General features: G+C 42.1%; 29 protein-coding genes and 1 pseudogene. 10 read left to right on the forward strand and 20 right to left on the reverse strand.

Annotation, left to right across the window (positions count from 1 at the left end; all coding sequences use genetic code 11):
- Positions 1-6 precede the first annotated feature (6 nt).
- From lepB (ERX27_RS08300) to ERX27_RS08315, 4 genes are all read right to left on the reverse strand, one after another.
- On the reverse strand, positions 7-567 hold the full coding sequence (gene lepB, locus ERX27_RS08300; protein ID WP_165983135.1) for a signal peptidase I: 561 nt from the start codon (positions 565-567) through the stop codon (positions 7-9).
- Positions 568-577: 10 nt separating this feature from the next.
- A complete protein-coding gene (gene lepB, locus ERX27_RS08305; protein ID WP_133432373.1) occupies positions 578-1,060 on the reverse strand; it encodes a signal peptidase I in 483 nt (160 codons plus the stop codon).
- Positions 1,057-1,650: a TVP38/TMEM64 family protein gene (locus ERX27_RS08310; protein ID WP_133432374.1), complete on the reverse strand. Its 594-nt coding sequence runs from the start codon at positions 1,648-1,650 to the stop codon at positions 1,057-1,059. Before ERX27_RS08310 ends, lepB (ERX27_RS08305) begins: the two co-directional genes overlap by 4 nt.
- 91 nt (positions 1,651-1,741) lie before the next feature.
- Positions 1,742-3,088 (reverse strand): glucose-6-phosphate isomerase, encoded by a 1,347-nt coding sequence (locus ERX27_RS08315; RefSeq protein WP_133432375.1) that lies wholly within the window; start codon positions 3,086-3,088, stop codon positions 1,742-1,744.
- A 438-nt stretch (positions 3,089-3,526) separates the two neighbouring features.
- On the opposite strand from ERX27_RS08315, the pseudogene ERX27_RS08320 reads away from it, so the two are divergent.
- Positions 3,527-3,880 (forward strand): annotated as a pseudogene (locus ERX27_RS08320) (argininosuccinate synthase domain-containing protein); the annotation flags it as partial.
- A gap of 64 nt (positions 3,881-3,944) precedes the next feature.
- Here the strand turns inward: ERX27_RS08320 and ERX27_RS08325 are convergent.
- From ERX27_RS08325 to ERX27_RS08360, 8 genes are all read right to left on the reverse strand, one after another.
- Positions 3,945-5,105 carry an iron-containing alcohol dehydrogenase gene (locus tag ERX27_RS08325; RefSeq protein WP_133432377.1) on the reverse strand — a complete coding sequence of 387 codons (1,161 nt, stop codon included), beginning with the start codon at positions 5,103-5,105 and terminating at the stop codon, positions 3,945-3,947.
- A 99-nt stretch (positions 5,106-5,204) separates the two neighbouring features.
- The gene (locus ERX27_RS08330) at positions 5,205-6,449 is read right to left on the reverse strand and encodes a Glu/Leu/Phe/Val family dehydrogenase (RefSeq protein WP_133432378.1); all 1,245 of its coding nucleotides are present in this window, start codon (positions 6,447-6,449) and stop codon (positions 5,205-5,207) included.
- A gap of 101 nt (positions 6,450-6,550) precedes the next feature.
- Entirely contained in the window at positions 6,551-7,744 is a 1,194-nt protein-coding gene (locus ERX27_RS08335) for an ornithine--oxo-acid transaminase (protein ID WP_133432379.1), read from the reverse strand.
- Between the two features lie 57 nt (positions 7,745-7,801).
- Positions 7,802-9,346 carry an L-glutamate gamma-semialdehyde dehydrogenase gene (gene pruA, locus ERX27_RS08340; protein ID WP_133432380.1) on the reverse strand — a complete coding sequence of 515 codons (1,545 nt, stop codon included), beginning with the start codon at positions 9,344-9,346 and terminating at the stop codon, positions 7,802-7,804.
- Between the two features lie 167 nt (positions 9,347-9,513).
- Complete coding sequence (ygs, locus tag ERX27_RS08345) at positions 9,514-9,882, reverse strand: S1 domain-containing post-transcriptional regulator Ygs (protein WP_208001775.1); 369 nt, start codon at positions 9,880-9,882, stop codon at positions 9,514-9,516.
- Positions 9,883-9,942: 60 nt separating this feature from the next.
- Positions 9,943-10,197, reverse strand: a complete 255-nt coding sequence (locus ERX27_RS08350; RefSeq protein WP_133432382.1) for a DUF1871 family protein — start codon at positions 10,195-10,197, stop codon at positions 9,943-9,945.
- Entirely contained in the window at positions 10,181-10,387 is a 207-nt protein-coding gene (locus tag ERX27_RS08355) for a hypothetical protein (protein WP_133432383.1), read from the reverse strand. Before ERX27_RS08355 ends, ERX27_RS08350 begins: the two co-directional genes overlap by 17 nt.
- 97 nt (positions 10,388-10,484) lie before the next feature.
- Complete coding sequence (locus tag ERX27_RS08360; protein ID WP_133432384.1) at positions 10,485-11,078, reverse strand: peptidylprolyl isomerase; 594 nt, start codon at positions 11,076-11,078, stop codon at positions 10,485-10,487.
- Positions 11,079-11,139: 61 nt separating this feature from the next.
- Between ERX27_RS08360 and kapB the strand changes: the two genes are divergently transcribed.
- From kapB to mnhG, 8 genes are all read left to right on the forward strand, one after another.
- A complete protein-coding gene (gene kapB, locus ERX27_RS08365) occupies positions 11,140-11,514 on the forward strand; it encodes a sporulation phosphorelay system protein KapB (protein WP_133432385.1) in 375 nt (124 codons plus the stop codon).
- Between the two features lie 120 nt (positions 11,515-11,634).
- On the forward strand, positions 11,635-14,004 hold the full coding sequence (locus tag ERX27_RS08370) for a Na+/H+ antiporter subunit A (protein ID WP_133432386.1): 2,370 nt from the start codon (positions 11,635-11,637) through the stop codon (positions 14,002-14,004).
- Positions 13,985-14,413: a Na(+)/H(+) antiporter subunit B gene (locus ERX27_RS08375; RefSeq protein ID WP_133432387.1), complete on the forward strand. Its 429-nt coding sequence runs from the start codon at positions 13,985-13,987 to the stop codon at positions 14,411-14,413. The genes ERX27_RS08370 and ERX27_RS08375 overlap by 20 nt, the downstream gene beginning before the upstream one ends.
- Positions 14,413-14,754, forward strand: coding sequence for a Na(+)/H(+) antiporter subunit C (locus tag ERX27_RS08380; protein ID WP_133432388.1), 342 nt, complete (start codon positions 14,413-14,415; stop codon positions 14,752-14,754). The genes ERX27_RS08375 and ERX27_RS08380 overlap by 1 nt, the downstream gene beginning before the upstream one ends.
- Positions 14,744-16,213: a Na+/H+ antiporter subunit D gene (locus ERX27_RS08385; RefSeq protein WP_133432389.1), complete on the forward strand. Its 1,470-nt coding sequence runs from the start codon at positions 14,744-14,746 to the stop codon at positions 16,211-16,213. Before ERX27_RS08380 ends, ERX27_RS08385 begins: the two co-directional genes overlap by 11 nt.
- Positions 16,213-16,692, forward strand: a complete 480-nt coding sequence (locus tag ERX27_RS08390; protein WP_133432390.1) for a Na+/H+ antiporter subunit E — start codon at positions 16,213-16,215, stop codon at positions 16,690-16,692. The genes ERX27_RS08385 and ERX27_RS08390 overlap by 1 nt, the downstream gene beginning before the upstream one ends.
- Complete coding sequence (locus tag ERX27_RS08395; RefSeq protein WP_133432391.1) at positions 16,689-16,973, forward strand: Na(+)/H(+) antiporter subunit F1; 285 nt, start codon at positions 16,689-16,691, stop codon at positions 16,971-16,973. Before ERX27_RS08390 ends, ERX27_RS08395 begins: the two co-directional genes overlap by 4 nt.
- A complete protein-coding gene (gene mnhG / locus ERX27_RS08400) occupies positions 16,954-17,295 on the forward strand; it encodes a monovalent cation/H(+) antiporter subunit G (protein WP_133432392.1) in 342 nt (113 codons plus the stop codon). Before ERX27_RS08395 ends, mnhG begins: the two co-directional genes overlap by 20 nt.
- 299 nt (positions 17,296-17,594) lie before the next feature.
- Here mnhG and ERX27_RS08405 read toward each other — a convergent pair whose 3' ends face one another.
- The 7 genes from ERX27_RS08405 to ERX27_RS08435 all read right to left on the reverse strand — a co-directional run bounded on the left by ERX27_RS08405 (position 17,595) and on the right by ERX27_RS08435 (position 22,742).
- Positions 17,595-17,990 carry a PaaI family thioesterase gene (locus ERX27_RS08405; RefSeq protein WP_133432393.1) on the reverse strand — a complete coding sequence of 132 codons (396 nt, stop codon included), beginning with the start codon at positions 17,988-17,990 and terminating at the stop codon, positions 17,595-17,597.
- Positions 17,991-18,006: 16 nt separating this feature from the next.
- Entirely contained in the window at positions 18,007-19,317 is a 1,311-nt protein-coding gene (locus ERX27_RS08410; RefSeq protein WP_133432394.1) for a Na+/H+ antiporter family protein, read from the reverse strand.
- A gap of 165 nt (positions 19,318-19,482) precedes the next feature.
- A complete protein-coding gene (locus ERX27_RS08415) occupies positions 19,483-20,349 on the reverse strand; it encodes a hypothetical protein (protein ID WP_133432395.1) in 867 nt (288 codons plus the stop codon).
- 11 nt (positions 20,350-20,360) lie between these two features.
- Complete coding sequence (locus ERX27_RS08420; RefSeq protein WP_133432396.1) at positions 20,361-20,681, reverse strand: YuiB family protein; 321 nt, start codon at positions 20,679-20,681, stop codon at positions 20,361-20,363.
- Between the two features lie 129 nt (positions 20,682-20,810).
- On the reverse strand, positions 20,811-22,028 hold the full coding sequence (locus ERX27_RS08425; protein WP_133432397.1) for an NAD(P)/FAD-dependent oxidoreductase: 1,218 nt from the start codon (positions 22,026-22,028) through the stop codon (positions 20,811-20,813).
- A gap of 109 nt (positions 22,029-22,137) precedes the next feature.
- Entirely contained in the window at positions 22,138-22,494 is a 357-nt protein-coding gene (locus tag ERX27_RS08430) for a HesB/IscA family protein (RefSeq protein WP_133432398.1), read from the reverse strand.
- Positions 22,495-22,505: 11 nt separating this feature from the next.
- Entirely contained in the window at positions 22,506-22,742 is a 237-nt protein-coding gene (locus ERX27_RS08435) for a YuzB family protein (protein ID WP_133432399.1), read from the reverse strand.
- Positions 22,743-22,852: 110 nt separating this feature from the next.
- Here ERX27_RS08435 and ERX27_RS08440 point away from each other — a divergent pair, with 110 nt between their 5' ends.
- The gene (locus tag ERX27_RS08440; RefSeq protein WP_133432400.1) at positions 22,853-23,917 is read left to right on the forward strand and encodes an NAD(P)/FAD-dependent oxidoreductase; all 1,065 of its coding nucleotides are present in this window, start codon (positions 22,853-22,855) and stop codon (positions 23,915-23,917) included.
- Between the two features lie 59 nt (positions 23,918-23,976).
- Here ERX27_RS08440 and ERX27_RS08445 read toward each other — a convergent pair.
- A partial coding sequence (locus tag ERX27_RS08445; protein ID WP_165983063.1) for an IS3 family transposase occupies positions 23,977-24,062 on the reverse strand: 86 nt, incomplete at its 5' end.

Raw genomic sequence — 24,062 nt, forward strand, 5'->3', positions numbered from 1 at the left:
TGGTTCTTATTGAGCTGGATCAAAATTGTAATGAAATACATTGAACGGCCAGAATCGAAGCGCTACTTCACCGACGACCTGATCTTCATCAATCAGACCGAAGTACCGGCTATCCTTACTGACTTCACGGTTATCACCCAGGACAAGTAACTTACCGTCTGGAATCGTATCTACGGACGGAGAAGTAATATCCTTCACAGAGAAGTTTTCAGTGAGCTGAACGTTTGTCTTAGATAGCTTATTTTCATCTAAATAAGGCTCATCTACTTTCTTACCATTGACATAGAGCTCATCGTCTTTATAGCTGACTTTATCGCCACCTGTACCGATAACGCGTTTAACATAATCATCTGTCTTATCCGCATGGAAGACAACGACATCACCTTTATGTATCTCTCCGATTGTATAACCTATTTTATTGACGATGACCTTCTCACCATTTTTCAGTGTGGGATGCATCGAATCTCCATTAATCGTATAAACTAAGAATAAAAACTGATGGATGACAAAGTAAAGTGCGACCGCAACAATGATCGCAATCAGCCACTCAAAAATCTCCTTTTTCAAACAAGACACCTCATTCATTAAATTTCAGGTCAAAGTGACCTATGACTTTACCTATAATCTCATTTTCATTCACACAGCCAAATGTTCTTGAATCGACACTCTCTTTCAGATTGTCTCCTAATACAATATAACATTTTTCAGGGAGGACTTGCCCGTATTGTCCATTGATATTCAGCAGGTCCTGATAATCTGCACGCTGCTTTGAATACCTTTCTCCATTGACATACAGATATTGACGATGAACAGACAGATAGTCATGCGGCGTTGCGACCACTCTTTTGACAAACGTCTGATTGTTGACTTTGAAAAAAATAATATCATGGGTTTCTACAGGCTTTACGACATCACCTATCACATTTACAAATGCCAGTTCACCGTCCGGCAGTGCAGGTTCCATGGACTGGCCGTCCACTATGTACGATGTCAGAAGAAAAGAACGAAAAATCACGAGGAAGATGAGAAAGCTGATGATAGTCCAGAGCCATTTCTTCATTTTCGGCCCCCATGCGCATGATAATACGCTTCTACTTTCTTACCGATGAACCAGAGTGCAGCAAGTATCACAATCACGGCAACAGACTTAAGCGGCTGAGTAATAAATGATCTTAAATCAGAACCGATGTAACTCAGAAGCAGAAGCATAACCGCTTTTCCAGTCATCGTTGCCAGTAAATAATGACGTTGCTTAATGTTAGATAGTGCGCCGACAATATTGATCAAAAACGATGGGGTAAACGGAAAACAGAGCAGTACAAAAAGGGGTATGACGCCTTGCTCATTAATCCGCCACATCATTTTTTCAACATACGGATGACGATTCAGTTTTTTAACGAAACGACTCTGACCATATCGCCTGACAACCATGAAGACAGCATAAGCGCCTAATACAGCACCTGACCAAGTCAGAAAAAATCCGAGCGGCAGCCCAAATGCATTGGCATTCACTACGGCAAATACCACAATCGGCAGGACAGGCAGAAAGGCTTCAGCAAAAGGCAGGAAAAAACCGAGAAACAAGCCCCATAGCGGATGCTGTTCTACCCAGAACTGCAGCGTCTCAGGTGTAAATAAATCATGAAACATGAATTGACCTTCTTTTAAGTATTTATTACTAGTTTATACTATCCACCTGAAAATAAAAAGAAAACCGCTATACGCGGTTTTCTGATGAATATTATTGATTGAGACGTTCTTCAAGTTCTTTTTTCTTATCTTCAAATCCAGGTTTCCCGAGGAGTGCGAACATATTCTGTTTATATGCTTCCACACCCGGCTGATTAAATGGATTCACACCGAGCAGATAACCGCTCATTGCACAGCTGAGTTCGAAGAAGTATACAAGATAACCAAAAGTAAAAGCATCGAGTTTAGGTACTTCCACTACTAAGTTCGGTACACCGCCATCAGTATGAGCAAGAAGCGTACCCTGGAAAGCTTTCGTGTTAACGAAGTCCAGTGTTTCACCAGCTAAGAAGTTCAGTCCATCTAAGTCGTTTTCGTCTTTCTCGATCGTTATGTCAGCACGTGGTGATGCGACTTTTACGACAGTCTCGAAGATATCACGGCGTCCTTCCTGAACATACTGGCCAAGTGAGTGAAGATCAGTAGAGAAATTCGCACTTGATGGATAGATGCCTTTAAAGTCTTTACCTTCTGATTCGCCGAATAACTGTTTCCACCATTCATTGAAATACATCAGGCTTGGTTCATAGTTGACCAGCATTTCAATCGTGTAGCCTTTGTTATACAGAATGTTACGAATCGCTGCATATTGATAGCTGATATTATCTTCAAGTTCTGAGCTAGAGAGATTTGCACGAGCAGCTGCTGCACCTTGCATCATCTCATCGATTGAGATACCTGCTGCCGCTATTGGCAGTAAGCCTACAGCTGTCAGAACAGAGTATCGGCCACCGACATCATCCGGTACAACAAACGTTGCATATCCTTCTGTATCTGCCAGTGATTTAAGAGCGCCTTTCGCTTTATCAGTTGTCGCATAGATACGGGATTTAGCTTCTTCTTTGCCGTATTTCTCTTCTAAGATTTTCTTGAAGATACGGAATGCGACAGCCGGTTCAGTCGTTGTGCCTGACTTAGAAATGACATTGATTGAGAAATCTTTTCCGTCGATATACTGAATCAGGTCACTGACGTAAGTTGAAGAGAGGTGATGACCGACAAAAATAATCTGCGGACGACCTTCTTGAGGTGCAAAGTTATCAAATGTACCTGATAACATCTCAATAGCGGCACGGGCTCCTAAGTAAGAACCACCAATACCGATGACAAGCAGGATTTCACTATCTGACTTGATTTTTTCTGCAGATTCTTTGATGCGTGCAAACTCTTCTTTATCATAATCCTCGGGCAGGTTTACCCATCCTAGGTAGTCACTACCGGCACCTGAACCTTCGTGAATGGTATGATGCGTATTTTTGACAAGGTCTCTCATCTGATCCAGTTCGTGCTGGCCGAGAAATGTTAGAGCTGTTTCATAATCAAATTTGATATGTGTCATCTGAATAGCCTCCTGTAATTGAATTCCCTTTCATTTTACTTGAAACTTATGGACTTCTCAATGAATGTAGAACGAGAATATGGCGATTTGGTAACAGATTGATTGAATTAGGTGACGCCACTCAGACTGGATTCTGTTCGTGAGTAGCGCGGTTAGCGTCACTCAAATAGGATTCTGCCCGCGAGTGGCCTAGTTAGCGCCACTCAAATAGAATTTGGCCCGCGAGTGGCGCGGTTGACGCCACTCAATCTGGATTATGTCCGTGAGTGGCGTAGTCGGCGCCACTCGTAAAATATTCGCCATCAACATGATTAAAAATAATATATATTCATAAATTAGAATAAAAATACTTGAGCTAAAACAATATAATGTGTTAGTCTTTATTGAATAATAAATCATTATTATTAATATTTATAAAATTGTATGGAGGTTTTATTTATGTCTGAAAAAGTTGTACTTGCCTATTCCGGAGGTCTTGATACTAGTGTCGCTATCCAGTGGTTAGTCGATCAAGGCTATGAGGTCATCGCCTGCTGCCTGAATGTCGGAGAAAATAAAGATCTGACACTTATTAAGGAGAAAGCTTTAAAGGTAGGCGCTTCAGAATCAATCATGCTCGATAAAGTAGAAACGTTTGCTCAGGATTATTTAAGCTACGCCATTAAAGGAAACAGCCTGTATGAGCAGACTTATCCGCTCGTCTCTGCCTTGAGCCGCCCCCTTATTGCTAAGGAGCTCGTGAAAGTGGCGCAGGAGAAAGGTGCGACCTATATTGCACATGGATGTACAGGCACAGAGGCTGTGTTAGCACAACTCAAAAAAGGGAACGCACTCTTATAGTGCCTTCCCTTTTAACTTATTCAGCGAGCTTATAGATTTCCATCACTGCTTCTTTATCTAACTGATAGAAGTTACCGAATGGTCCATTGAATAAGGTCTTATCTGCAAAGGTTTCAAAATCCTCTGCAGTGATCTCAAAATCACTGAGTCTGCTCGGTGCACCGATAGACTGCCAGTAATCTTCAAGTCCTTTAATACCTGCCTCAACTTTCTCACTTTCAGAAAGATTCTGATCGACGTCAAAGACATCTTCTGCAAACTGTGCAAAACGCGCAGGTTGATGCTGACTGACATACTTCATCCATGCCGGGAATAGAATCGCTAGTCCTGCACCGTGGGCAATGTCATGTACCGCACTGACAGCATGTTCTAAGTTGTGCGTTGCCCAGTCACCGTTATAACCCATACGCATAAAGCCGTTTAAAGCGACTGTCGCGCCGAGCATTAATGTCTCACGCGCTTCGTAATTATCCGGTTGTGATAAGGCAGTACGTCCTGCTGACATAATTTGTTTCATCACACCGGCAATCATCGCATCGCCAATCGCACTGTTATCCGCTTCATTGAAGTACTGTTCGATCAAATGACTCATTGAATCGACGATACCGTTTACCGTCTGATTTTCAGGTAATGTATACAAAATTTCAGGGTTCAGCAGTGAGAATTTAGGAAAGACAAGAGGCGAACCCCAGCCTAGCTTCTCATTCGTTTCCCAGTTTGTGATCACTGATCCTGAGTTCATCTCAGAGCCTGTTGCAGAAATCGTCAGGATAGTACCGAATGGCACTACTGCAGTCGGTGTGACTTTACGCGTCACGATATCCCATGGATCGTTGTCCAGTTTGCTTGCAGCAGAAATTAATTTTGTGCCGTCAATGACACTGCCGCCCCCTACAGCAAGGATAAAATCAATCTCTTTTTCTTTAACAATCGCTACTGCTTTTTTCACTGTAGAGAGACGTGGATTCGGTTCAATGCCTCCGAATTCATATACTTCGTAGTCTGCCAGTAAATTCATAATTTTCGTATGTAGTCCCGACTTTTTGATGCTGCCGCCGCCATAAGTCACCAGTATTTTTTTACCTTCAGTAAACTGACTGATCATTTGTGGCAGTTTTTCGATACTGTCTTTACCGAACACAAGCTGTGTCGGATTGTAAAATGTAAATGAATTCATCATAAACCTCCTCTAATAAGTACTTCTATTGTAGACGGTTCACCTCAAACTAAGAAATAAACTGCTCAAAAAAAGGACCCCAAAAGGAGTCCTTTTATATTATGCCCATCCGCGGTAACGTGCAGCTTCAGCTGTACGTTTGATACCGACGATATAAGCAGCAAGTCTCATATCAATATTTCTAGTCTGCGCAAGAGAGTAGATGTTATCGAATGCACGCACTAATTTTTCGCGTAGCTTTTCGTTTACTTCTTCTTCAGTCCAGTAATAACCTTGATTATTCTGTACCCACTCGAAGTAAGAAACCGTGACGCCACCTGCACTTGCCAGTACGTCCGGAACAAGCAGAATGCCGCGTTCAGTCAGGATTTTAGTCGCTTCCATCGTTGTCGGGCCATTAGCCGCTTCTACAACGATTTCCGCTTTAATATCATGTGCATTGTCTTCTGTAATCTGGTTAGAGATTGCAGCCGGCACTAAGATATCGCAGTCCAGTTCAAATAATTCTTTGTTTGAGATAGTATCTTCGAATAAATTAGTGACTGTTCCGAAGCTGTCACGACGATCGAGTAAATAATCAATGTCTAATCCATTTGGGTCGTGAAGTGCCCCGTGTGCATCTGAGATTGCAATGACTTTAGCACCTGCATCGTAAAGGAATTTCGCTAAGAAGCTACCTGCGTTACCAAACCCTTGGATAACAACACGTGAATCCTTAATCGTTTTACCTCGACGTTTAGCTGCTTCTTCAATCGCGATGACTACACCAAGTGCTGTAGAACGGTCACGACCTTGAGAACCACCCAGTACAATCGGCTTCCCTGTAATAAATCCTGGTGAGTTGAACTCATCCATTTTGCTGTATTCATCCATCATCCACGCCATGATCTGTGAGTTAGTGAAGACGTCTGGCGCTGGAATATCTTTAGTCGGTCCTACAATCTGTGAAATCGCGCGGACATAACCACGTGATAAACGTTCTACCTCATGAATACTCATCTGACGAGGATCACAGACGATACCGCCTTTACCCCCACCATAAGGTAAGTCGACGATACCACACTTCAATGTCATCCACATTGATAATGCTTTTACTTCATCTTCATCTACGTCAGGGTGGAAACGTACGCCCCCTTTAGTGGGACCTACAGCATCATTATGCTGCGCACGGTAACCAGTGAAAGTTTTCACTGTCCCATCATCCATACGGACCGGTATACGTACTGTTAATAAACGCATCGGTTCCTTCACTAATTCGTACATTCCCTCATCAAAACCTAATTTATCAAGTGCATCTTTTATGATGATCTGTGATGATTTTACTAAGTTTTCGTGCTCTGCCATATCCTCTTCGCCTCTTTTTCAATACTTTAGTTCTCAATTATTGTAACATATTTAATTCACAATAAAAGGCTTAACTCATATTTTTTGAAAACGCTACCAACCTATTTAGCAAATACTTGTTTCACGCGTTCTAACGCCCAGTCAAGTTCTTCTTTAGAAATGATAAGAGGTGGTGCAAAACGGATCACTGTGTCATGTGTTTCTTTACATAAGAGACCTAGTTCTTTCAACTGTTCACAGTATGGACGAGCATTTTCAGTTAATTCAACACCGATGAAGAGTCCTTTACCGCGTACTTCTTTAATGATTGGATTATCAATTTTCTGAAGTTCTGCTTTGAAGTATTCACCCAGTTCAAGTGAACGCTCAGATAATTTTTCATCAACTAAGACATCAAGTGCTGCGATAGAAACGGCACAAGCAAGTGGATTACCACCGAATGTAGAACCGTGTGATCCCGCATTGAAGACTTCAAGGATTTCTTTGTCAGCTAATACACATGAAATCGGGAAGACACCGCCGCCAAGTGCTTTACCTAAGATGTACATATCAGGCTTGACATTATCCCAGTCCGTCGCGAAAAGTTTACCAGAACGACCAAGACCTGCCTGAATTTCATCAGCAATAAACAGAACATTATTAGCGTCACAAACTTCACGCACTTGTTTCAGGAAGCCGTCAGCAGGAATATTGATACCCGCTTCACCTTGGATAGGCTCAAGTAAAACTGCAGCTGTGTTCGGTGTAATTGCTGCTTTAATCTGTTCGATATCACCGAAGTCTACAAGCTTAAAGCCGCCAAGCAACGGGCCATAACCACGCTGATATTCTGCTTCGCTTGATAAAGAAACTGCAGCCATTGTACGACCGTGGAAGTTACCTTTCATCGCTACGATTTCTGCCTGGTCTTTCGCTACACCTTTGACATCATATGCCCAGCGACGTGCCGCCTTAATCGCAGTCTCAACTGCTTCAGCACCTGTATTCATCGGCAGTACCATATCTTTACCTGCCAGTTTACAGATCTTTTCATACCATGGTCCGAGCTGATCACTATGGAATGCACGAGAAGTCAGTGTCACATGATCGGCCTGATCTTTTAAAGCCTGGATGATTTTTGGATGACGGTGACCTTGGTTAACTGCTGAATAAGCAGATAACATATCCATATATTTATTGCCTTCAGGATCTTTTACCCAGACACCTTCAGCTTCAGAAATAACGATCGGAAGTGGATGATAGTTAGGTGCGCCGTAATGATTTGTCTGTTCAATGATTTCAGTTGATTTAGTCATAATAATCCCCTTTTAGTAAAACAGTAGTGCTCAAAAAGCACTACTGTAGTTTTTTTATTAAAGCATTTCTGATGATGTACGACCTTGCATATGAAGGACTAAGTAATCAGGACCGCCCGCTTTAGAGTCCGTACCTGACATTTTGAAGCCACCGAATGGCTGGTAACCAACGATTGCGCCTGTACAGCCACGGTTGAAGTAAAGGTTACCTACCATGAAGTCACGACGTGCTTCTTCTAAATGCTCACGGTTATTTGTGATAACAGCACCTGTTAAACCGTAATCTGTATTGTTCGCGAATTTAATCGCTTCTGTGAAGTCTTTCGCTTTAGCGATACCGACAACAGGTCCGAAGATTTCTTCCTGCATGATGCGGTCATCATGATTGAGTCCAACAAAGACTGTTGGATGAACGAAGTGACCTTCTTCTTCGTCTGTTGTACCACCGACAAGAAGTTCACCTTCTTGTTTACCGATTTCAATATATTCTTTGATTTTATTAAGAGAAGATTCATCGATAACTGGACCCATGAAGTGTTCATTTGTCTCAGTATTACCCACTGTTAATTTTTCTGTCTTTTCTTTAACTTTAGCCACTACTTCATCGTAGACATCTTCAACGATGATAGCACGTGAGCAGGCTGAACATTTCTGACCAGAGAAACCAAACGCTGATTTCACGATTGATTCAGCTGCCAGTTCAAGATCTGCTTCTGAGTCAACAACGATTGTATCTTTACCGCCCATTTCAGCGATTACACGTTTAAGGTTTAATTGACCTTCGTGTACTTTTGCAGCGCGTTCATAGATGTGGACACCTACATCACGTGAACCAGTGAATGAGATGAAACGAGTGTCAACATGGTCAACAATGAAGTCACCGATGTCACGTGAAGAACCTGGGATAAAGTTAACAACACCTTTAGGCATACCCGCTTCTTCTAACACTTCCATGAATTTGTAAGCAACCACTAATGTGTTTGAAGATGGTTTAAGAAGTACTGTGTTACCTGTTACAAGCGGCGCTACAGTTGTTCCTGCCATGATTGCGAACGGGAAGTTCCAAGGTGAGATAACAACACCTACACCTAATGGAATATAATCATAACGGTTGAATTCACCTGGACGGCTTTCTACTTTAACGCCGTCTTTAAGACGTAACATTTCGCGGCCATAGAACTCAAGGAAGTCGATTGCTTCTGCTGTATCAGCATCTGCTTCGTTCCAAGGTTTCCCTGCTTCTTTAATCAGAAGTGCTGAGAATTCCCATTTGCGGCGACGGATGATTGCAGCTGCGCGGAATAATACGTCTGCACGGAATTCAGGAGAAGATTTTCTCCAAGTTTCGAATGTTTCTTTAGCGACAGCCATTGCTTTTTCAGCATGTTCTTGTGTTGCTTTAGAGATATATCCGATTGTTTCATCTTTTTTAGATGGGTTGTATGAACGAACTTTATCTTCTGTCATGATGCGTTCGCCACCAATGATCAGTGGATAGTCCTGACCTAAGTAGTTATTAACTGTTTCAAGGCCTTTTTTCATTGCTTCCTGATTTTCTGCAACAGTAAAATCAGTAAATGGTTCGTGTTTATATGGAATCATTATTGTCCCTCCTAAAATTAGGTTCATAGAAAACCCTTACATCCTTAATAATGAACAAAAAGTGTCTTACTTTCAAGTCCTTTGCAATAAATTGTGAAGAAAAATATTTATGCTTATTTTAGGTTAAACATACAAAAAAAGAACATGACCTATATTCAGTTATGTCCTTAATATTTATCTGATTTGTTAATCCATTCTGGCAGCTTCTGCCGCAGTGATTCAAAACCAATCGTCTGTTCCTGATTGATTTCATCCAGAACAGATTTCTTTTCTTTTTTTCGTTCCTGACGTCTGAAATAGTCATTCTCTTTGAGTGTCAGATTGAGTTTACCATCAGCCGACACATCAAGTACTTTTGCCTTCACAATCTGCCCTACTGATAAGAAGACGTTTAAATTATGGATATAATCGTTCATGACTTCTGAGATGTGAATAAGTCCTTCAACGTGGTCCAGAGTTTCTACAAATGCACCGTACGGCTGGATTCCCGTGACTTTCACTTTGACGAACTGACCCTTGTGATATTTCGTCATCATCATCCCTCCTTTACCTCTTTAATCAATACTATCAGTGTATCATAAAGAGGACGGAAGTAACTAGAGTTCGCACGTCTGGTTAAGCAGCTCGACACGGTCAAGAACCCGGTTCACGTCTGCTTCAGCTGGTGCACTATCAAACGCATAACGATAAATGGACTGAATGCCTTCAATCGTTTCTTCTCTGCTCTTTTTCTGATGAATCAGGTCCATACAGTCATAGATTTCATGGTCACCCATCGTCGGATCTTCGAAATGCATCGGATTCCAGTCTGCAAGTAATTTATAAAGTTCGATATTAAATACTGCGTTCATTTTTCAGTTCCTTGTTCTCAAGTTTTCTCAGGACATCCTGTTCGAATGCTTCCATCTTTGCTTCTTCTTTTGAAGCATGATTTCTAAAATAACGGAATGTAACGTATGCCAGTATCATAAAAATAGCCAGTGTAATGACTGCAGGGATATATTCCATTTTATTTTCCGGAAAATATAGAAATTCCATCATGATTCATCATCTCCTAATCCCTAAAAATTATAGCACGCTATAATTAAAAAAAATCAATAAGTCATGAACATTTCATGACTTATTGATTTACTCGGGATTACTTGAGGATTTCAACTTTTTCAATTGTTACATCTTCAACCGGTTTATCCTGTGGTCCTACTTTAACAGCAGCAATGGCTTCTAAAACGTCTAATCCTTCGATAACTTGACCGAAAACAGTATGTTTCTGGTCTAACCAAGGTGTACCACCTTTTTCACCGTAAGCATCAACGATTTCTTCTGGCCAGCCACCTTGCTTTAATTGTGATAACATTTGAGCTGGGACATCTTTCATCTGAACGATGAAGAACTGAGAACCATTTGTGTTAGGTCCAGCATTTGCCATTGACAGTGCGCCGTAAAGATTGAATGCTTCCATCGAGAATTCATCTTCAAAAGAATCACCGTAGATGCTTTCGCCGCCCATACCTGTACCAGATGGGTCGCCACCTTGAATCATGAAATCATTGATGACGCGGTGGAAAGTAATTCCTTCGTAATAACCTTTCTCAGCAAGGCCGATAAAGTTTTCAACAGTTTTAGGAGCAAGTTCAGGGAATAACTTGATTTTCATTGTTCCCATTGAAGTTACTAAATTAACTGCGCGTTCGTTTTCTGCAATCTCAGTATTTAATTGCGGAAATTGTGTCATGATGAACACTCCTTCGTGATATGATAATTACCATAATATATTAACATAAAGGATGATGAATATGTATTATCAACTCCCGTTCAAAACAGGACGCTATATAGTAGAAGAGATTGGAGAACATCCGAATGGGGCACTCGTTCAAGTCCTTGCGGTTGTCCACCACCCTAAACAAGGAGACCTGCATGCGCCTGGTGAGACCGATGTTTTCTTCCATGAACGTAAAGCGCTCGCTTTTAAAGAAAAACGCATCGTGCATCCTAATCTACTTAAACCATACGACGGAGAGGTTCCTGATTATAACTTATCACTTAAGGAAGCTGTCGGTCGTCTTGAGGAAAAACTAACAGCTGAAAATAGTGATTACAATCAGCAAGCGCTCAAAGCGTTAAGCAATCTTAAAGAAGAATATCATCATTATAACCACATTACTTTTTGACATTTTTGTGAACGTCCATTCGCTTTCTTCCTATTTAAGAACAGCGGATAATTCGTTTCCCCCTTGTATGAAGGCGACTCTTTTTTCTGTATACTGATGACTATGCTAAGGAGGTCAAATATGCATTTGTTACAGCTCGCAGTTCTTCTGCCTTTTCTAGGTGCCGTTATCGTACCTATTATTTATTCTTATCTCAAAAGACTCCATCCAGGTTATATCGCGCTCTTGTTTCCGATGTCAGCTGCGCTTATACTGATCAGCGCAAAACTGACAGGTCAGACCGTCAGTTCATTTAACTGGATGCCGAGAGTAGGACTGAACCTCGACTTTAATCTTGATGGCTTCAGTTTTCTATTTACCATGCTGATCACAGTGATCGGTACACTCGTCGTCTTCTATTCTATCCATTATCTCGGACGTAAAGAAGCGCTCGGTCATTTCTACTGTTATCTGATGCTCTTTATGGGTGCCATGCTCGGTGTTGTCTTAAGCGACAATGTTCTCGCACTTTATATGTTCTGGGAACTGACCAGTATTTCGAGTTTTCTGCTCATCGCTTTCTGGAATCAGAAAGAAAAATCCATTCAGGGCGCGCTGAAATCAATGCTGATCACTGTCTTTGGGGGTCTCATGCTTCTTGGTGGTTTGATGTCACTCGTTGCCATTACACATACTTTCAGCATCCGTGAAATGTTTACAATGCGGGAAACGATTGCTGCTTCTCCGATGTTTACGGTTGCACTGTGCTGCATCCTGCTTGCGGCCTTTACGAAATCAGCACAGTTCCCGTTCCATATCTGGCTGCCAGATGCGATGGAAGCGCCGACGCCCGTCAGTGCTTACCTGCACTCAGCGACGATGGTCAAAGCCGGGATTTATTTAGTGGCTCGCTTCACTCCTATATTTGCTGTCTCATCGCTCTGGATCTATGCGGTCACTTTTGCGGGTGCTGTGACACTCTTCTGGGCATCGTTCAATGCTGTGAAGCAGCGTGACTTAAAAGGTGTTCTCGCATACAGTACTGTCAGCCAGCTCGGACTGATGATGACCTTGCTCGGAGTAGGAGGCATCAGCCTGCATTTCCAGCATGACGAAATTTTCTATCTCAGTATCGCAGCCTGTGTCTTCCACATTTTTAACCATGCTTCATTCAAAGGCGCGCTGTTCATGGTTGTCGGTATTATCGACCATGAAACAGGGACTCGTGACTTACGTAAGCTGTCCGGTCTCTTGCAGGTGATGCCGATTACTTTTACAGCAGCAGTCATTGGTGCGCTCAGTATGGCAGGTCTGCCTCCTTTTAACGGCTTCCTGTCTAAAGAAATGTTCTTAACCAGCATGTTCGATACACGTTATACGGATTTATTCAATCCTCTGATGGTATTCGTTCTGCTGGCACTCATTATTATCGGCAGTCTGTTCACGTTCATCTACTCAGTCAAAATGATTAAAGATGTCTTCTTCGGCGAGAGACGTGACCTGCCAAAAGAAGTACATGAAGCACCGATTATGATGCTGCTGTCACCTCTTGTCCTTGTGACTATCGTCGTGATTACCGGACTTATGCCGAATATCCTGACGCCGATAATAGAATCAGCCAGTCATGCTATCTTAAATAAACCGGTTGAACATATTCATATTGCACACTGGCATGGGTTCAATCCTGCACTGCTGACGACCCTTGTGATTATTCTTCTTGGTAGTGCCATGGTCTACTTCTATTCTAAATGGAAGCGTATCTATCAGCTTCAGCCTGAGCATGTCACTTTTAACCACCTTTATCAGGCAGCCTTGAAGAAAACTGAAACTTCTACTTATTATCTGAATCATAAAGTCATTAAATCTGGCAGCAGGTTCCATGTCATTCTCATTTTCTGCACGTTGATTATTCTGACGGCTGTCACATTCGTCCTTCAGCCGATTGATTTCGGCAAGTGGCAGCTCGCAGATATTCGTATCTATGAGATGTTTCTTGTGGCCATCATCCTGATTGCCACAGTGATGATATTAAAAGCAAAATCACGTATCTTCAGCATTATCATGCTGAGCACCATCGGTTATTCTATCGGATTATTCTTTGTCTTCTTCAATGCACCTGACCTTGCATTGACACAGTTGACGATTGAAACGATTTCGACTGCCCTGTTTCTGATGTGTTTCTATCACCTTCCTAAACTTAAGCTTTACGGTGAGACTGCCCGCTTTAAACTGAGCAATGCACTAATCGCCATTATGACAGGTTTAGCCGTTACGGTGATAGGACTGGTCTCTTACGGTCATCGCTTCTATCCTTCAATCAATGAATACTATATTAAACACGTCTATGACCTCGCCGCAGGAAAAAATATGGTCAATGTCATACTCGTAGATTTCCGCGGTTTTGATACACTCTTCGAATCAACGGTACTCGGTATAGCGGGCATCGGAATCTATACACTGATTAAATTACGTTACAGAAAGGATGACTCGCATGAACAAACAGAGAAATGATGTCATTCTGCAGTTCAGCACGCTCGTCATCTTCTTTATCATCATCATGTTCAGTCTTTCAATCTTCCTGGGTGGCCATTATTCACCCGGCGGAGGATTTGTAGGCGGTCTACTTGTCTCTGGGGCGCTCCTGCTGATATTAATTGCCTATGATATTAAGACGCTGAACCAGCTTCTCCCTATTGACTTTAAAATTGTCATCGCATGGGGGTTAACATTCTGCTTTATTACACCGTTTATTGCTGTGTTAAAGGGTGATCCTTTCTTTAAACACTATTACGGTGATCTGCATCTGCCTGTATTCGGGGCGATTCACTGGCACACAGCGATGCTATTTGATTTAGGCGTCATGCTGGCTGTTATCGGTACTTGCATGACCATCATCCTGACGATTGGAGAGAACGAATAATGGAAATAGTCATGATTATATTAGCCGGCATCTTAATTGCAGCGGCCGTTTATCTGATTCTGTCCAGAAGCCTGCTACGTGTCATTATCGGTACGTCTATTCTGACCCATGCAGTCAATCTGCTCCTCTTGTCTATGGGTGGACTGAAAGAAGGCGCGATTCCGATCTATGGTAAAGAGATTAAACGATATGTTGATCCTATTCCTCAGGCTCTCATTCTGACGGCCATCGTTATCAGTTTCGCGATAACAGCATTTATACTCGTGCTCGCGTTCAGAAGTTACAAGGAACTGGGTACAGATAATCTGGAAGAAATGCGAGGTGTGCCAGATGAGCAATAGTCTCGTACTACCGATCGTCATCCCTGCTATTATCTCCATCATTCTGATTTTTCTAGGCAAACAAGCGCTCACTAAACGAATGGTGGTCTTTGCCGGGGCTTTAATCACTCTTGTCTGTGCCAGTTTTAACCTCTGGAATGTCATGCAGCACGGCATTCAGTTTCTGGAACTCGGCAGCTGGCCAGTACCTTACAGCATTACGCTTACTGTCGATTATCTGTCAGCGGCATTTGTATTTACCTCTTCACTCATGATGATTTTTATCATCGTCTATTCTTATCAATCTGTGTCATTTGAAAGAGAACGCTATTACTATTATTCTTCTCTCATGTTTATGCTGGCAGGATTGAATGGAGCATTCTCTACAGGAGATATCTTCAACTTATTTGTTTTCTTTGAAGTCTTCCTGATGAGTTCTTATGTTCTGATGATTATCGGCGGCACAAAGATTCAGTTGCAGGAAAGCATTAAATACATTCTCGTCAATGTTATTTCCTCGTCATTCTTTGTACTGGCTGTAGCGATGCTTTACTCGGTTGTCGGTTCTTTGAACATGGCTGATATCAGCGTTAAGCTTGCTCAGTTAGGCGATCATTCAATTATCACGATCTGTGCGATACTCTTTATCTTTGTGTTTGCAACTAAAGCGGGTATGTTCCCTCTTTATTTCTGGTTGCCGGGCGCCTACTATGCGCCACCTATCGCGATTTTGACGATATTTGGTGCGCTGCTGACTAAAGTCGGTGTCTACGCCATTATGAGAACCTACTCTCTTTTCTTCCCGACGGAGACAGTAGGAAATATCCTTTTAGTACTGGCGCTCCTGACTATCATATCAGGCTGTATCGGTGCGCTTGCTTACCGCGATATGAAGAAAATCATTATTTATAACATCATGATCGCGATAGGCGTCATTATCACAGGCGTCAGCCTCTTAACAGTTGACGGTATGCTCGGTGCGATTTACTACGTATTCCATGACATTATCATCAAGGCGGCGCTCTTTATGCTCGTCGGTGTGATTATACGTATCACGGGGCAGACGACGTTTGATAAAACAGGCGGACTGATTAAACAATATCCATTACTCGGCTGGACTTTCTTCATCGCAGCACTATCGCTTGCAGGAATACCGCCGCTCAGTGGTTTTTATGGTAAGTATTATATCGTCAAAGCACTGTTCCAGGAGCAGCACATTATAGCGGCAGTTATCGTACTACTGAGTAGTCTTGTCGTACTCTACTCGGTCATCAGAATCTTCATCAACGTATTCTGGGGAAAACCGGGCGCTCTTATTCAGCATCCTCCTTATATGAAAATGATGGTCGTCAGCTTCCTTGTAACAATGCTTGCGGTTGCTTTTGGCTTCTATGCGGACCAACTGTTCCCGCTCTTCCATCAGGCTGCAGTCACTTTGACGGACACATCTGAATATACGAAAATACTGGAGGTGAAGTAATGGCTATACAAGCATTGATCAATATACTTCTCACCGTATTATGGTGCCTGATTACATTATCATTTTCGTTCGGCAATATCGTACTTGGTTACCTTTTCGGCTTATTTGCTGTTTATGTCATGCGTAAGTTCCTGCCAGGCCGCTTTTACTTAAGACCTTTTGCAAAAGCACTTCGCTTAGGGTTTATATTCCTGGTCGAGTTGTTCAAGGCTAACCTGGATGTCTTGAAAATTGTACTGGCTAAAAAAATCGATATCGAACCTGCATTTTTCGCCTATCCGACAGAACTGACGAAAGACTGGGAAATCTCGCTTTTGTCACTCCTTATAACCTTAACACCAGGCACAGTCGTGACAGCAGTCAGTGACGATAAAAAGACACTGTATATTCATGCGATAGATTTCTCAAATCTTGAGGACGAAATAGAAGGAATACGCACTTCATTTGAAGCTGCTATCAAGGAGGTCGGTGTAAGATGAATTATATCGCAGCAATTGGACTCGTCATCGTATCAGTCAGTATACTCGGATTTCTGTATCGTGCGATTAAAGGCCCATCGATGGCTGACCGTGTCGTAGCGCTTGATGCAATAGGCATTGCACTTATGGCGGTTGTCGCACTTTTCTCGATTATACTGAATACGCAGTACTATATCAGCATCATCATGCTGCTTGCTGTCCTTTCATTCCTTGGAACTGTTTCGTTTGCCAAATTCATGGATAAAGGAGAGATCATTGAATATGAACGAGATGATTCTTAACATCATAGCTGCAGTTTTTATTATGATTGGTTCATTACTCAGTTTAGTCGCTGCTATCGGTTTATTCCGCCTGCCAGATGTTTATACACGCGCGCATGCTGCGAGTAAAGCCGCAACGCTTGGCGTCATGTTCATCATGATTGGTGTCATGTTCTTCTTTCTGGCAAAAGATCATTTCTTTCAGCCTGCTCTTCTGCTGGCCGTCCTGTTTATCTTTATGACTGGTCCGATTGGTGGACACCTGCTTATGCGGACGGCTTATCATGACGGCGTCAAATATACGGATAAAACAGTTCGTGATGACTTAAAGGATGCAGAGTAGGATTTTTTAGTTGAAGAGTTACTGGCGATAAATCTCTTTTATCGCTGATAACTTGAAGATTTGGTGCCTTTTCATGGAGTTACTGGCGATAAATCTCTTTTATCGCTGATAACTTGAAGATTTGATGCCTTTTCATGGAGTTACTGGTGACAAATCTCTCTTATCGCTGATAACTTGAAGATTTGATGCCTTTTCATGGAGTTACTGGCGATAAACCTCTTTTATCGCTGATAACTTTCTCTGATCACCTATATCAACAACAAAAAATGCGATTCACCATCATGGTGAATCGCATTTTTTTATCTTTTATCTTTAACAGCTATTGTACAGCGCGCTATCGATACTAAGCGCTCCTCAGCAGTCACGCGTACTTCCCATACTTGAGTCGATTTTCCATGATGCAGTACGATCGCTTTCGCATAGACTCGTCCTTCTCTCACTGAAGAGATATGATTCGCATTGATTTCAAGTCCGAAGGCAAGCGACTGATTCAAATCTATTAAGTCAGCTGCGCCTAGAGAAGCTGCTGTCTCGCATAAAGCGACTGTCGCACCGCCGTGCAGAAAGCCGAATGGCTGTCTCACTTTGTCTGTGACAGGCATGCTGATACAGAGTTCACCAGGCTGTCTTTCTTCCAGCTGCATCTCAAAATGAGAAAGCATATTCTGCTGTTCAAACAATGCTTCAAAATTCATCCTCTCACCTCATCTACTATAGTATCATGGCTGCAATATAGCCGAAAACAAGAAGCGGGATATTAAAGAGCATAAATGTCGGTACACATGTATCCCAGATGTGGTCATGCTGGCCGTCCATATTGAGTCCTGCTGTCGGACCAAGTGTAGAATCACTGGCCGGACTGCCGGCATCTCCTAGTGCACCTGCTGTCCCGATAATACTGATCAGTGCGAGCGGGCTGAGCCCGATCTGCTGACCAAAAGGAATGAACAGCGCTGCAATAATGGGAATCGTTGCAAATGAAGAACCGATACCCAATGTGATGATGAGTCCTGCAATCAGCATGAAGATAATACTGAGCGATTTGTCACCATTCGTGATATTCACCATGCCATGCACAAGAGATTCTACCTGGTCGGAATGATTCATCACATTGGCGAAGCCGTTCGCTGTCAGCATCACAACACCGATATAAGCCATAATCTTAATCCCTGAAACGAGTTCATTATCAAGGGTTTTCCAGTCATAGACACGGAACAGGAAAAATATAAGAATTCCCGCTAATGCGCCGAAGATCATCGATTCAGTCAGTAGCTGAACAATGAATGTCGTGACAATGGCAAAGATAGTAACAAAGACCGTATAGCGACTGATTTCCTTCACTTCAAAAGTTTCACTGGCAGACTGCCTGTAATCGCGTGGTTTACGGTAAAGAAAAATTCCAGTCACTAAACCGAACACAAAGCCCATAGACGGAATCAGCATGGCTTTCCAGATATCATCAAACTGGATGGCATAATTTGCCTGATCAAACCCCTTCTTGATAATCTCGTGAAAGATGTGACCGAAACCAAACGGCAGCAATGTATAAGGAAAACAAAGTCCGAATGTCAGAACTACAGCTATCATTCTTCTATCCAGCTTCAGTTCATTGAATAAACTTAAGAGCGGCGGAATGACAATCGGTATGAATGCGATATGGATAGGTAGAATATTCTGTGACATACATGCAAGAATCAGTAAACTGACCACTATCACTACTTTTGTCCAGACTCTCGTTTTGACTGTACTGTCCTGCTTAATCATGCGGATAATGCGTTCTACGAAATAATCTGTGATACCGCTATATGAGATTAAGGCAGCAAAGCCTCCCAGAAGGGCGTAACTGAGTGCCACTTCTGCACCATCGCCAATGCCTGCCGTAAAATAGCTGATGGTATCAGCAAGGCTCATATGGGCAGTCAGACCCCCTACTAATGCACCGATAAATAATGACAACACGACATTCAGCCTGCAGAGACTGAGGACAATCATCACAATAACTGCTATTAAAACAGCATTCATTTTAACACCCCTTTTATGATTTACTTTATCTTGGTAAAGTACTACCATACTAAAGTAAATGAAAATTTATACTTTGTCAACTGTTATTATTTCTCGGATCAGTTCGACCTGATATTTAAGGGGTAGTAAGTGTGTCATTTCTGCTATAGTGAATGTTTCTCCAAATTAATCTGCTAAATAGTCATAAGAAAGAATAGATGACTGACGATATTTTGATGCAAAGAGCTGATAGTGAGGATTCTGCATACGATATCGGAGCGCTGCACTGCTCGGACGTTTCATGCCGTAAAACGTGATTTTCTGACTATCCTCAGGTAAATATTCAAGCACGACAGGCTGAGTGTTATATTGCAGACCGTAATGAATCAAATCATCAAGGATGGCCAGTCGCACTGACTGAAGGGTAACGTTTTTACCATTTCGTGCGATACGTCTTTCTTCACTCACCTGGTCTTCATACTCTACTGTCAGGACAACTGTATCTGCAGTTGCTGCGAGCAGCACGGACTGAAATAAATCAGGATGCAGCACAATCACGACCTGTTTTGCATGTTCATCTGTACGCCATTCAGTGATTTTGACTTTATGATGATAATAGGTCAGGGGTAACATCTGATACATCTCATGCTCGCTAAGTTCATGTGCTTCAAGTTTCTGTTCAGGCAGCTCTTCGTGATAACCTAAGACTTCTGCATGTGGCCACTTGTTCTTAATCGTCCAGTACAATCCTGATACATCCATATAATGAGCAAGAGTCGACAAATCAACAGTCAGCTCTATATCTGAAGGATATGCCATGATTCTGTCATGCAGGAGCAGTTCATCTTCAGTGGTGTATCGTTTTGGATTACCCGCTGCAATACCTATAAGTCGCATCTTGTCACAATGGACATCCAGTTCTTTTTCCTTGTTTTGATAAGCGCGCTCTATCTGTTCATCAATCCAGTGAATACCTGTCTGCTGCCACTGATTATATTGAAAAGGTAAAAAGCACATATAGACTGACTCTATATGTGCCTGTGGGTTAGTCATATTCATCACTCCTAGAACATCGTATAACCGCTACGACGTAAGTTTCTGATTACAATACCGGCTGTGACAGCACCTACTAATCCTGCAGAAAGCATGATGATATCAGCTGGTAAAAGATGAGTCAGACCGCGCCATAGCTGGCTGAACGCATAACGTGGTTTCAAGATGTAGTCTGCTGTCGAAATCTTATCCACAATAGCGAAGACCACAAATGGATAAAAAGCAGTCATGATCCATGTTGATTTAAGCAGCATGTTTAATATAAAGGCAATCCCGAAGAATAATACGAAAAATAGTACGACACTGATAATTAACTGGACTAAGGCAGTCATTGTTTCCTCCTCATGTTACAAAAAAAGTCATTGCACCTATTATAGCATGAAATATTAATGAGGTATTTAAAAGACTTCTCTCAAAACAAAAAAACAGGACACTTAGAAAGAGTCCTGTTTCACTGGAACTTATAAGAATTTACCTTTTTTAAGCGCTAAGCCCGTACCACCGAGTTTGAAAACAGCACGTGTGTCGATTACTTTTTTCATGAATGCTGCTTTTTTACCAGTGATTTCTTTACCCATTACAACACCAACGCCGTCGTTAGCGCCAAGAGATGCAACTGTACCTCTTTCGTTATAGACGAATGTACCAAGCGGCTGGTTGTTGAGTAACTTAACGATTGCGTCAGCAGTGAATTCACCTTGCTGCATAGCGATCTGAGCAGTTGTCGGATAAGGGCGTTTGTTGTCGCCTTCGCCTGCCATAACTGCTGAGCAGTCACCGATAACAAAGATATCATCGTAACCATCGATACGGTTATCTTCACGTACAACGATACGTCCACGTTTTACGCCTTCGAATGATTCTTCCATCAATTTGCTACCACGTACACCTGCAGCCCAGATGACTGTGTTAGCATAAAGCTGTTCTTCCTGTTCGCCGTTTTTCACAACGAAACCATGTTCATTTGCAGCAACGATTGGTGTTGCAATTTTGAACTCAACACCACGAGCTTCAAGGTATTCTACAACGTAGTTAACCAGTTCATCTGAAAACATTGGTAACATTTTAGGCGCTGCTTCTACACAAGTTAATTTAACTTTAGCTGGGTCAACACCATATTTTTTGCACAGCTCAGGTACGCGGTCAGTTAACTCACCTAATAATTCGATACCTGTGAAACCAGCACCACCTACAAGGATAGCAAGATCTTTGTCGTCTTTGTCTGTGCTTTGTGCGTAATGAGCAAAACGTTCTTCAATGTGTTTTGCGATACGGCGAGAAGTATTCACGTTTTCAATTTGGAATGCATGTTCTTTCATGCCGCTGATACCGAACGTTTCTGATTCGAAACCAAGTGCTACAACTAAGATATCGAAATGGAAGATACCGTTAGTTGTTTCAACAGTTTTTTCGTCACGGTTGATTTTAGTCACTTCTGCTTTTACGAAATCAACTTTAGAAGCGTCTACTACGCTAGCAATCGGATAAAGTACATCTTGAGTTTTTAATGTACCTGCAGATGCTTCGTGTAACCAAGTTGCTTCGTAGTGATAATCATTTTTGTTGATTAAAGTGATATCACAATCCTGTGCTGAAACTTTTTTCTGTAATTTTGTGATTGTTTGTAAGCCGGCGTAACCCGCACCAAGTACAACAACTTTTTTTCTTTCAAAGCCCATTATATTCACCCATCTTATTTTTATTTTATTGTGATTTTTATCACATATTGAATTTAAATCATTCCACTATAATAATAATATTAAAATCTGGAATATTCAACATATAAAACTAACAGTTTTCCGGTGTTCCCGCTACTTCACGAGTTCTAAAAGAGCTGCCACAGCCACATGAAGCAATGGCATTCGGATTATCAATGGCAAAACCGCCGCCCATGAGTGATTGTTTAAAGTCGACAATTGTCCCCTTTAATATGGGTGCATCTGTTTGATTAACGAGTACTTTAACACCATAAAATGTCAAAATTTCGTCATTTTCTCCTGGCGCTTCTTCTGCGCTCATACCATACGACAGACCTGTACAGCCGCCACCTTTTACTGAAATCTTTAAATAGCCGTCCGGCATACCGTTTTTCTCCATCATATCTTTCACTTCATAAGCAGCCGCTTCTGTTAATGTAATTGACATTTTTCTACCTCCTAAAACATCCATGTTTCTTCTATATGTTTATAAATATTGGCAAGGAGTTGTTCCGGGTTCTCCCCTGCCACATAATCTCCGTTCACCAATGCATAAAGTTCGTTGTTGCATTGTCCGCAGTAAGTCAGACATCCATACTCCAGACAGTCAATATTAGGGTCTTTTTCGAGCGCATCAAATACAACCTGACCGCCTTTAGCAAGATTTGAGATACAGAATTCGACGATCGGATTCATGGCTCACCTCTATTTTCAGATATTTCTACTATTCAATCGTATAATATATTATAATTTAAGCGTACATAAAAAAATAGGATTTTGACTCATGTAAGAAAAGGGGATTATAAATGAAGAATCTTGTTTTACTTGGCGGCGGCTACGGCAATATGCGCGTGATGCAGCGTCTGCTTCCAGATGCCTTACCAGACGAATATTCAATCACACTGATTGACCGCGCACCTTTCCATGGTTTAAAGACAGAATTTTACGCGCTGGCAGCAGGAACTGAATCTGATAAAGACGTCCGTGTGGAATTTCCTAAAGATGCACGCCTTAATTTTGCATACGGAGAAATCACTTCTATCGATCTGGATAAACAGATCGTCTCTATGGGCGAAACCCACGTCGATTACGATGAACTGATTATCGGTCTTGGCTGTGAGGATAAATATCATAATGTGCCGGGCGCTGATGAATTTACATATAGTATTCAGTCAATCATGCAGGCGCGTGACACTTACAGCGCAATCGCCGACCTTCCTTCAGGGAGCACTGTAGGCGTAGTGGGTGCTGGATTAAGCGGTATTGAACTTGCAAGTGAGTTGAGAGAATCACGTTCTGACCTGAATATCAAACTCTTCGACCGCGGTGAACGTATCCTGCCAGCATTCCCAGAAAAACTGAGTAATTACGTCAAGAAATGGTTTGATCAGCATAATGTTGAAGTCATTCCTCATTCTAATGTCGTAAAAGTAGAGCCTGGAAAACTGTATAACAACGATGAGACATATGATGTCGACCTTTGTGTCTGGACAGCAGGTATCCAGCCGGTAGAAATCGTCCGCAATCTGCCAGTCGAATTCGGCGAAGGCAGTCGCGTCCGCATCAATCAATATCATCAGATTCCGACTCATCGCAATGTCTATGTGGTTGGTGACTGTGCGCTGCTCCCTCATGCACCAAGTGCACAGCTTGCAGAAGTGCAGGCAGAACAAATTGTAGATATCCTCAAAAAAGAATGGAACGGTGAAGAATTACCTGAAACCATGCCGGAACTGAAACTGCAGGGCTTCCTGGGTTCCCTCGGTGAAAAAGAAGGATTCGCATTCCTGATGGACCGTACAGTCACAGGTCGTATCGCTCGTTTAATGAAGTCAGGCGTCCTATGGCTCTACAAGTATCATAACGGTTAAAAAAAGCATCAGCTCTTTGGTACTGAACCCTGAAAATGGGACGGAATAAAAAACACTTTTTATAAGGCTGCTTGTATTCGGTATTGAACCGGAGATAAGTAGCCTAATTTTTGTTGAATTCTATTTTCATTATAATTTTTGATGT

It is taken from the genome of Macrococcus brunensis (genome assembly GCF_004359615.1).
Taxonomy (GTDB): Bacteria; Bacillota; Bacilli; order Staphylococcales; family Staphylococcaceae; genus Macrococcus; species Macrococcus brunensis.

Excerpts from the sequence above, each read along its gene's own strand:
- lepB (WP_133432373.1), bottom strand. The coding sequence starts at position 1,060 with ATGAAGAAATGGCTCTGGACTATCATCAGCTTTCTCATCTTCCTCGTG.
- ERX27_RS08310 (WP_133432374.1), bottom strand. The coding sequence starts at position 1,650 with ATGTTTCATGATTTATTTACACCTGAGACGCTGCAGTTCTGGGTAGAA.
- ERX27_RS08315 (WP_133432375.1), bottom strand. The coding sequence starts at position 3,088 with ATGACACATATCAAATTTGATTATGAAACAGCTCTAACATTTCTCGGC.
- ERX27_RS08325 (WP_133432377.1), bottom strand. The coding sequence starts at position 5,105 with ATGAATTCATTTACATTTTACAATCCGACACAGCTTGTGTTCGGTAAA.
- ERX27_RS08330 (WP_133432378.1), bottom strand. The coding sequence starts at position 6,449 with ATGGCAGAGCACGAAAACTTAGTAAAATCATCACAGATCATCATAAAA.
- ERX27_RS08335 (WP_133432379.1), bottom strand. The coding sequence starts at position 7,744 with ATGACTAAATCAACTGAAATCATTGAACAGACAAATCATTACGGCGCA.
- pruA (WP_133432380.1), bottom strand. The coding sequence starts at position 9,346 with ATGATTCCATATAAACACGAACCATTTACTGATTTTACTGTTGCAGAA.
- ygs (WP_208001775.1), bottom strand. The coding sequence starts at position 9,882 with ATGATGACGAAATATCACAAGGGTCAGTTCGTCAAAGTGAAAGTCACG.
- ERX27_RS08350 (WP_133432382.1), bottom strand. The coding sequence starts at position 10,197 with ATGAACGCAGTATTTAATATCGAACTTTATAAATTACTTGCAGACTGG.
- ERX27_RS08355 (WP_133432383.1), bottom strand. The coding sequence starts at position 10,387 with ATGATGGAATTTCTATATTTTCCGGAAAATAAAATGGAATATATCCCT.
- ERX27_RS08360 (WP_133432384.1), bottom strand. The coding sequence starts at position 11,078 with ATGACACAATTTCCGCAATTAAATACTGAGATTGCAGAAAACGAACGC.
- kapB (WP_133432385.1), top strand. The coding sequence starts at position 11,140 with ATGTATTATCAACTCCCGTTCAAAACAGGACGCTATATAGTAGAAGAG.
- ERX27_RS08370 (WP_133432386.1), top strand. The coding sequence starts at position 11,635 with ATGCATTTGTTACAGCTCGCAGTTCTTCTGCCTTTTCTAGGTGCCGTT.
- ERX27_RS08375 (WP_133432387.1), top strand. The coding sequence starts at position 13,985 with ATGAACAAACAGAGAAATGATGTCATTCTGCAGTTCAGCACGCTCGTC.
- ERX27_RS08380 (WP_133432388.1), top strand. The coding sequence starts at position 14,413 with ATGGAAATAGTCATGATTATATTAGCCGGCATCTTAATTGCAGCGGCC.
- ERX27_RS08385 (WP_133432389.1), top strand. The coding sequence starts at position 14,744 with ATGAGCAATAGTCTCGTACTACCGATCGTCATCCCTGCTATTATCTCC.
- ERX27_RS08390 (WP_133432390.1), top strand. The coding sequence starts at position 16,213 with ATGGCTATACAAGCATTGATCAATATACTTCTCACCGTATTATGGTGC.
- ERX27_RS08395 (WP_133432391.1), top strand. The coding sequence starts at position 16,689 with ATGAATTATATCGCAGCAATTGGACTCGTCATCGTATCAGTCAGTATA.
- mnhG (WP_133432392.1), top strand. The coding sequence starts at position 16,954 with ATGAACGAGATGATTCTTAACATCATAGCTGCAGTTTTTATTATGATT.
- ERX27_RS08405 (WP_133432393.1), bottom strand. The coding sequence starts at position 17,990 with ATGAATTTTGAAGCATTGTTTGAACAGCAGAATATGCTTTCTCATTTT.
- ERX27_RS08410 (WP_133432394.1), bottom strand. The coding sequence starts at position 19,317 with ATGAATGCTGTTTTAATAGCAGTTATTGTGATGATTGTCCTCAGTCTC.
- ERX27_RS08415 (WP_133432395.1), bottom strand. The coding sequence starts at position 20,349 with ATGACTAACCCACAGGCACATATAGAGTCAGTCTATATGTGCTTTTTA.
- ERX27_RS08420 (WP_133432396.1), bottom strand. The coding sequence starts at position 20,681 with ATGACTGCCTTAGTCCAGTTAATTATCAGTGTCGTACTATTTTTCGTA.
- ERX27_RS08425 (WP_133432397.1), bottom strand. The coding sequence starts at position 22,028 with ATGGGCTTTGAAAGAAAAAAAGTTGTTGTACTTGGTGCGGGTTACGCC.
- ERX27_RS08430 (WP_133432398.1), bottom strand. The coding sequence starts at position 22,494 with ATGTCAATTACATTAACAGAAGCGGCTGCTTATGAAGTGAAAGATATG.
- ERX27_RS08435 (WP_133432399.1), bottom strand. The coding sequence starts at position 22,742 with ATGAATCCGATCGTCGAATTCTGTATCTCAAATCTTGCTAAAGGCGGT.
- ERX27_RS08440 (WP_133432400.1), top strand. The coding sequence starts at position 22,853 with ATGAAGAATCTTGTTTTACTTGGCGGCGGCTACGGCAATATGCGCGTG.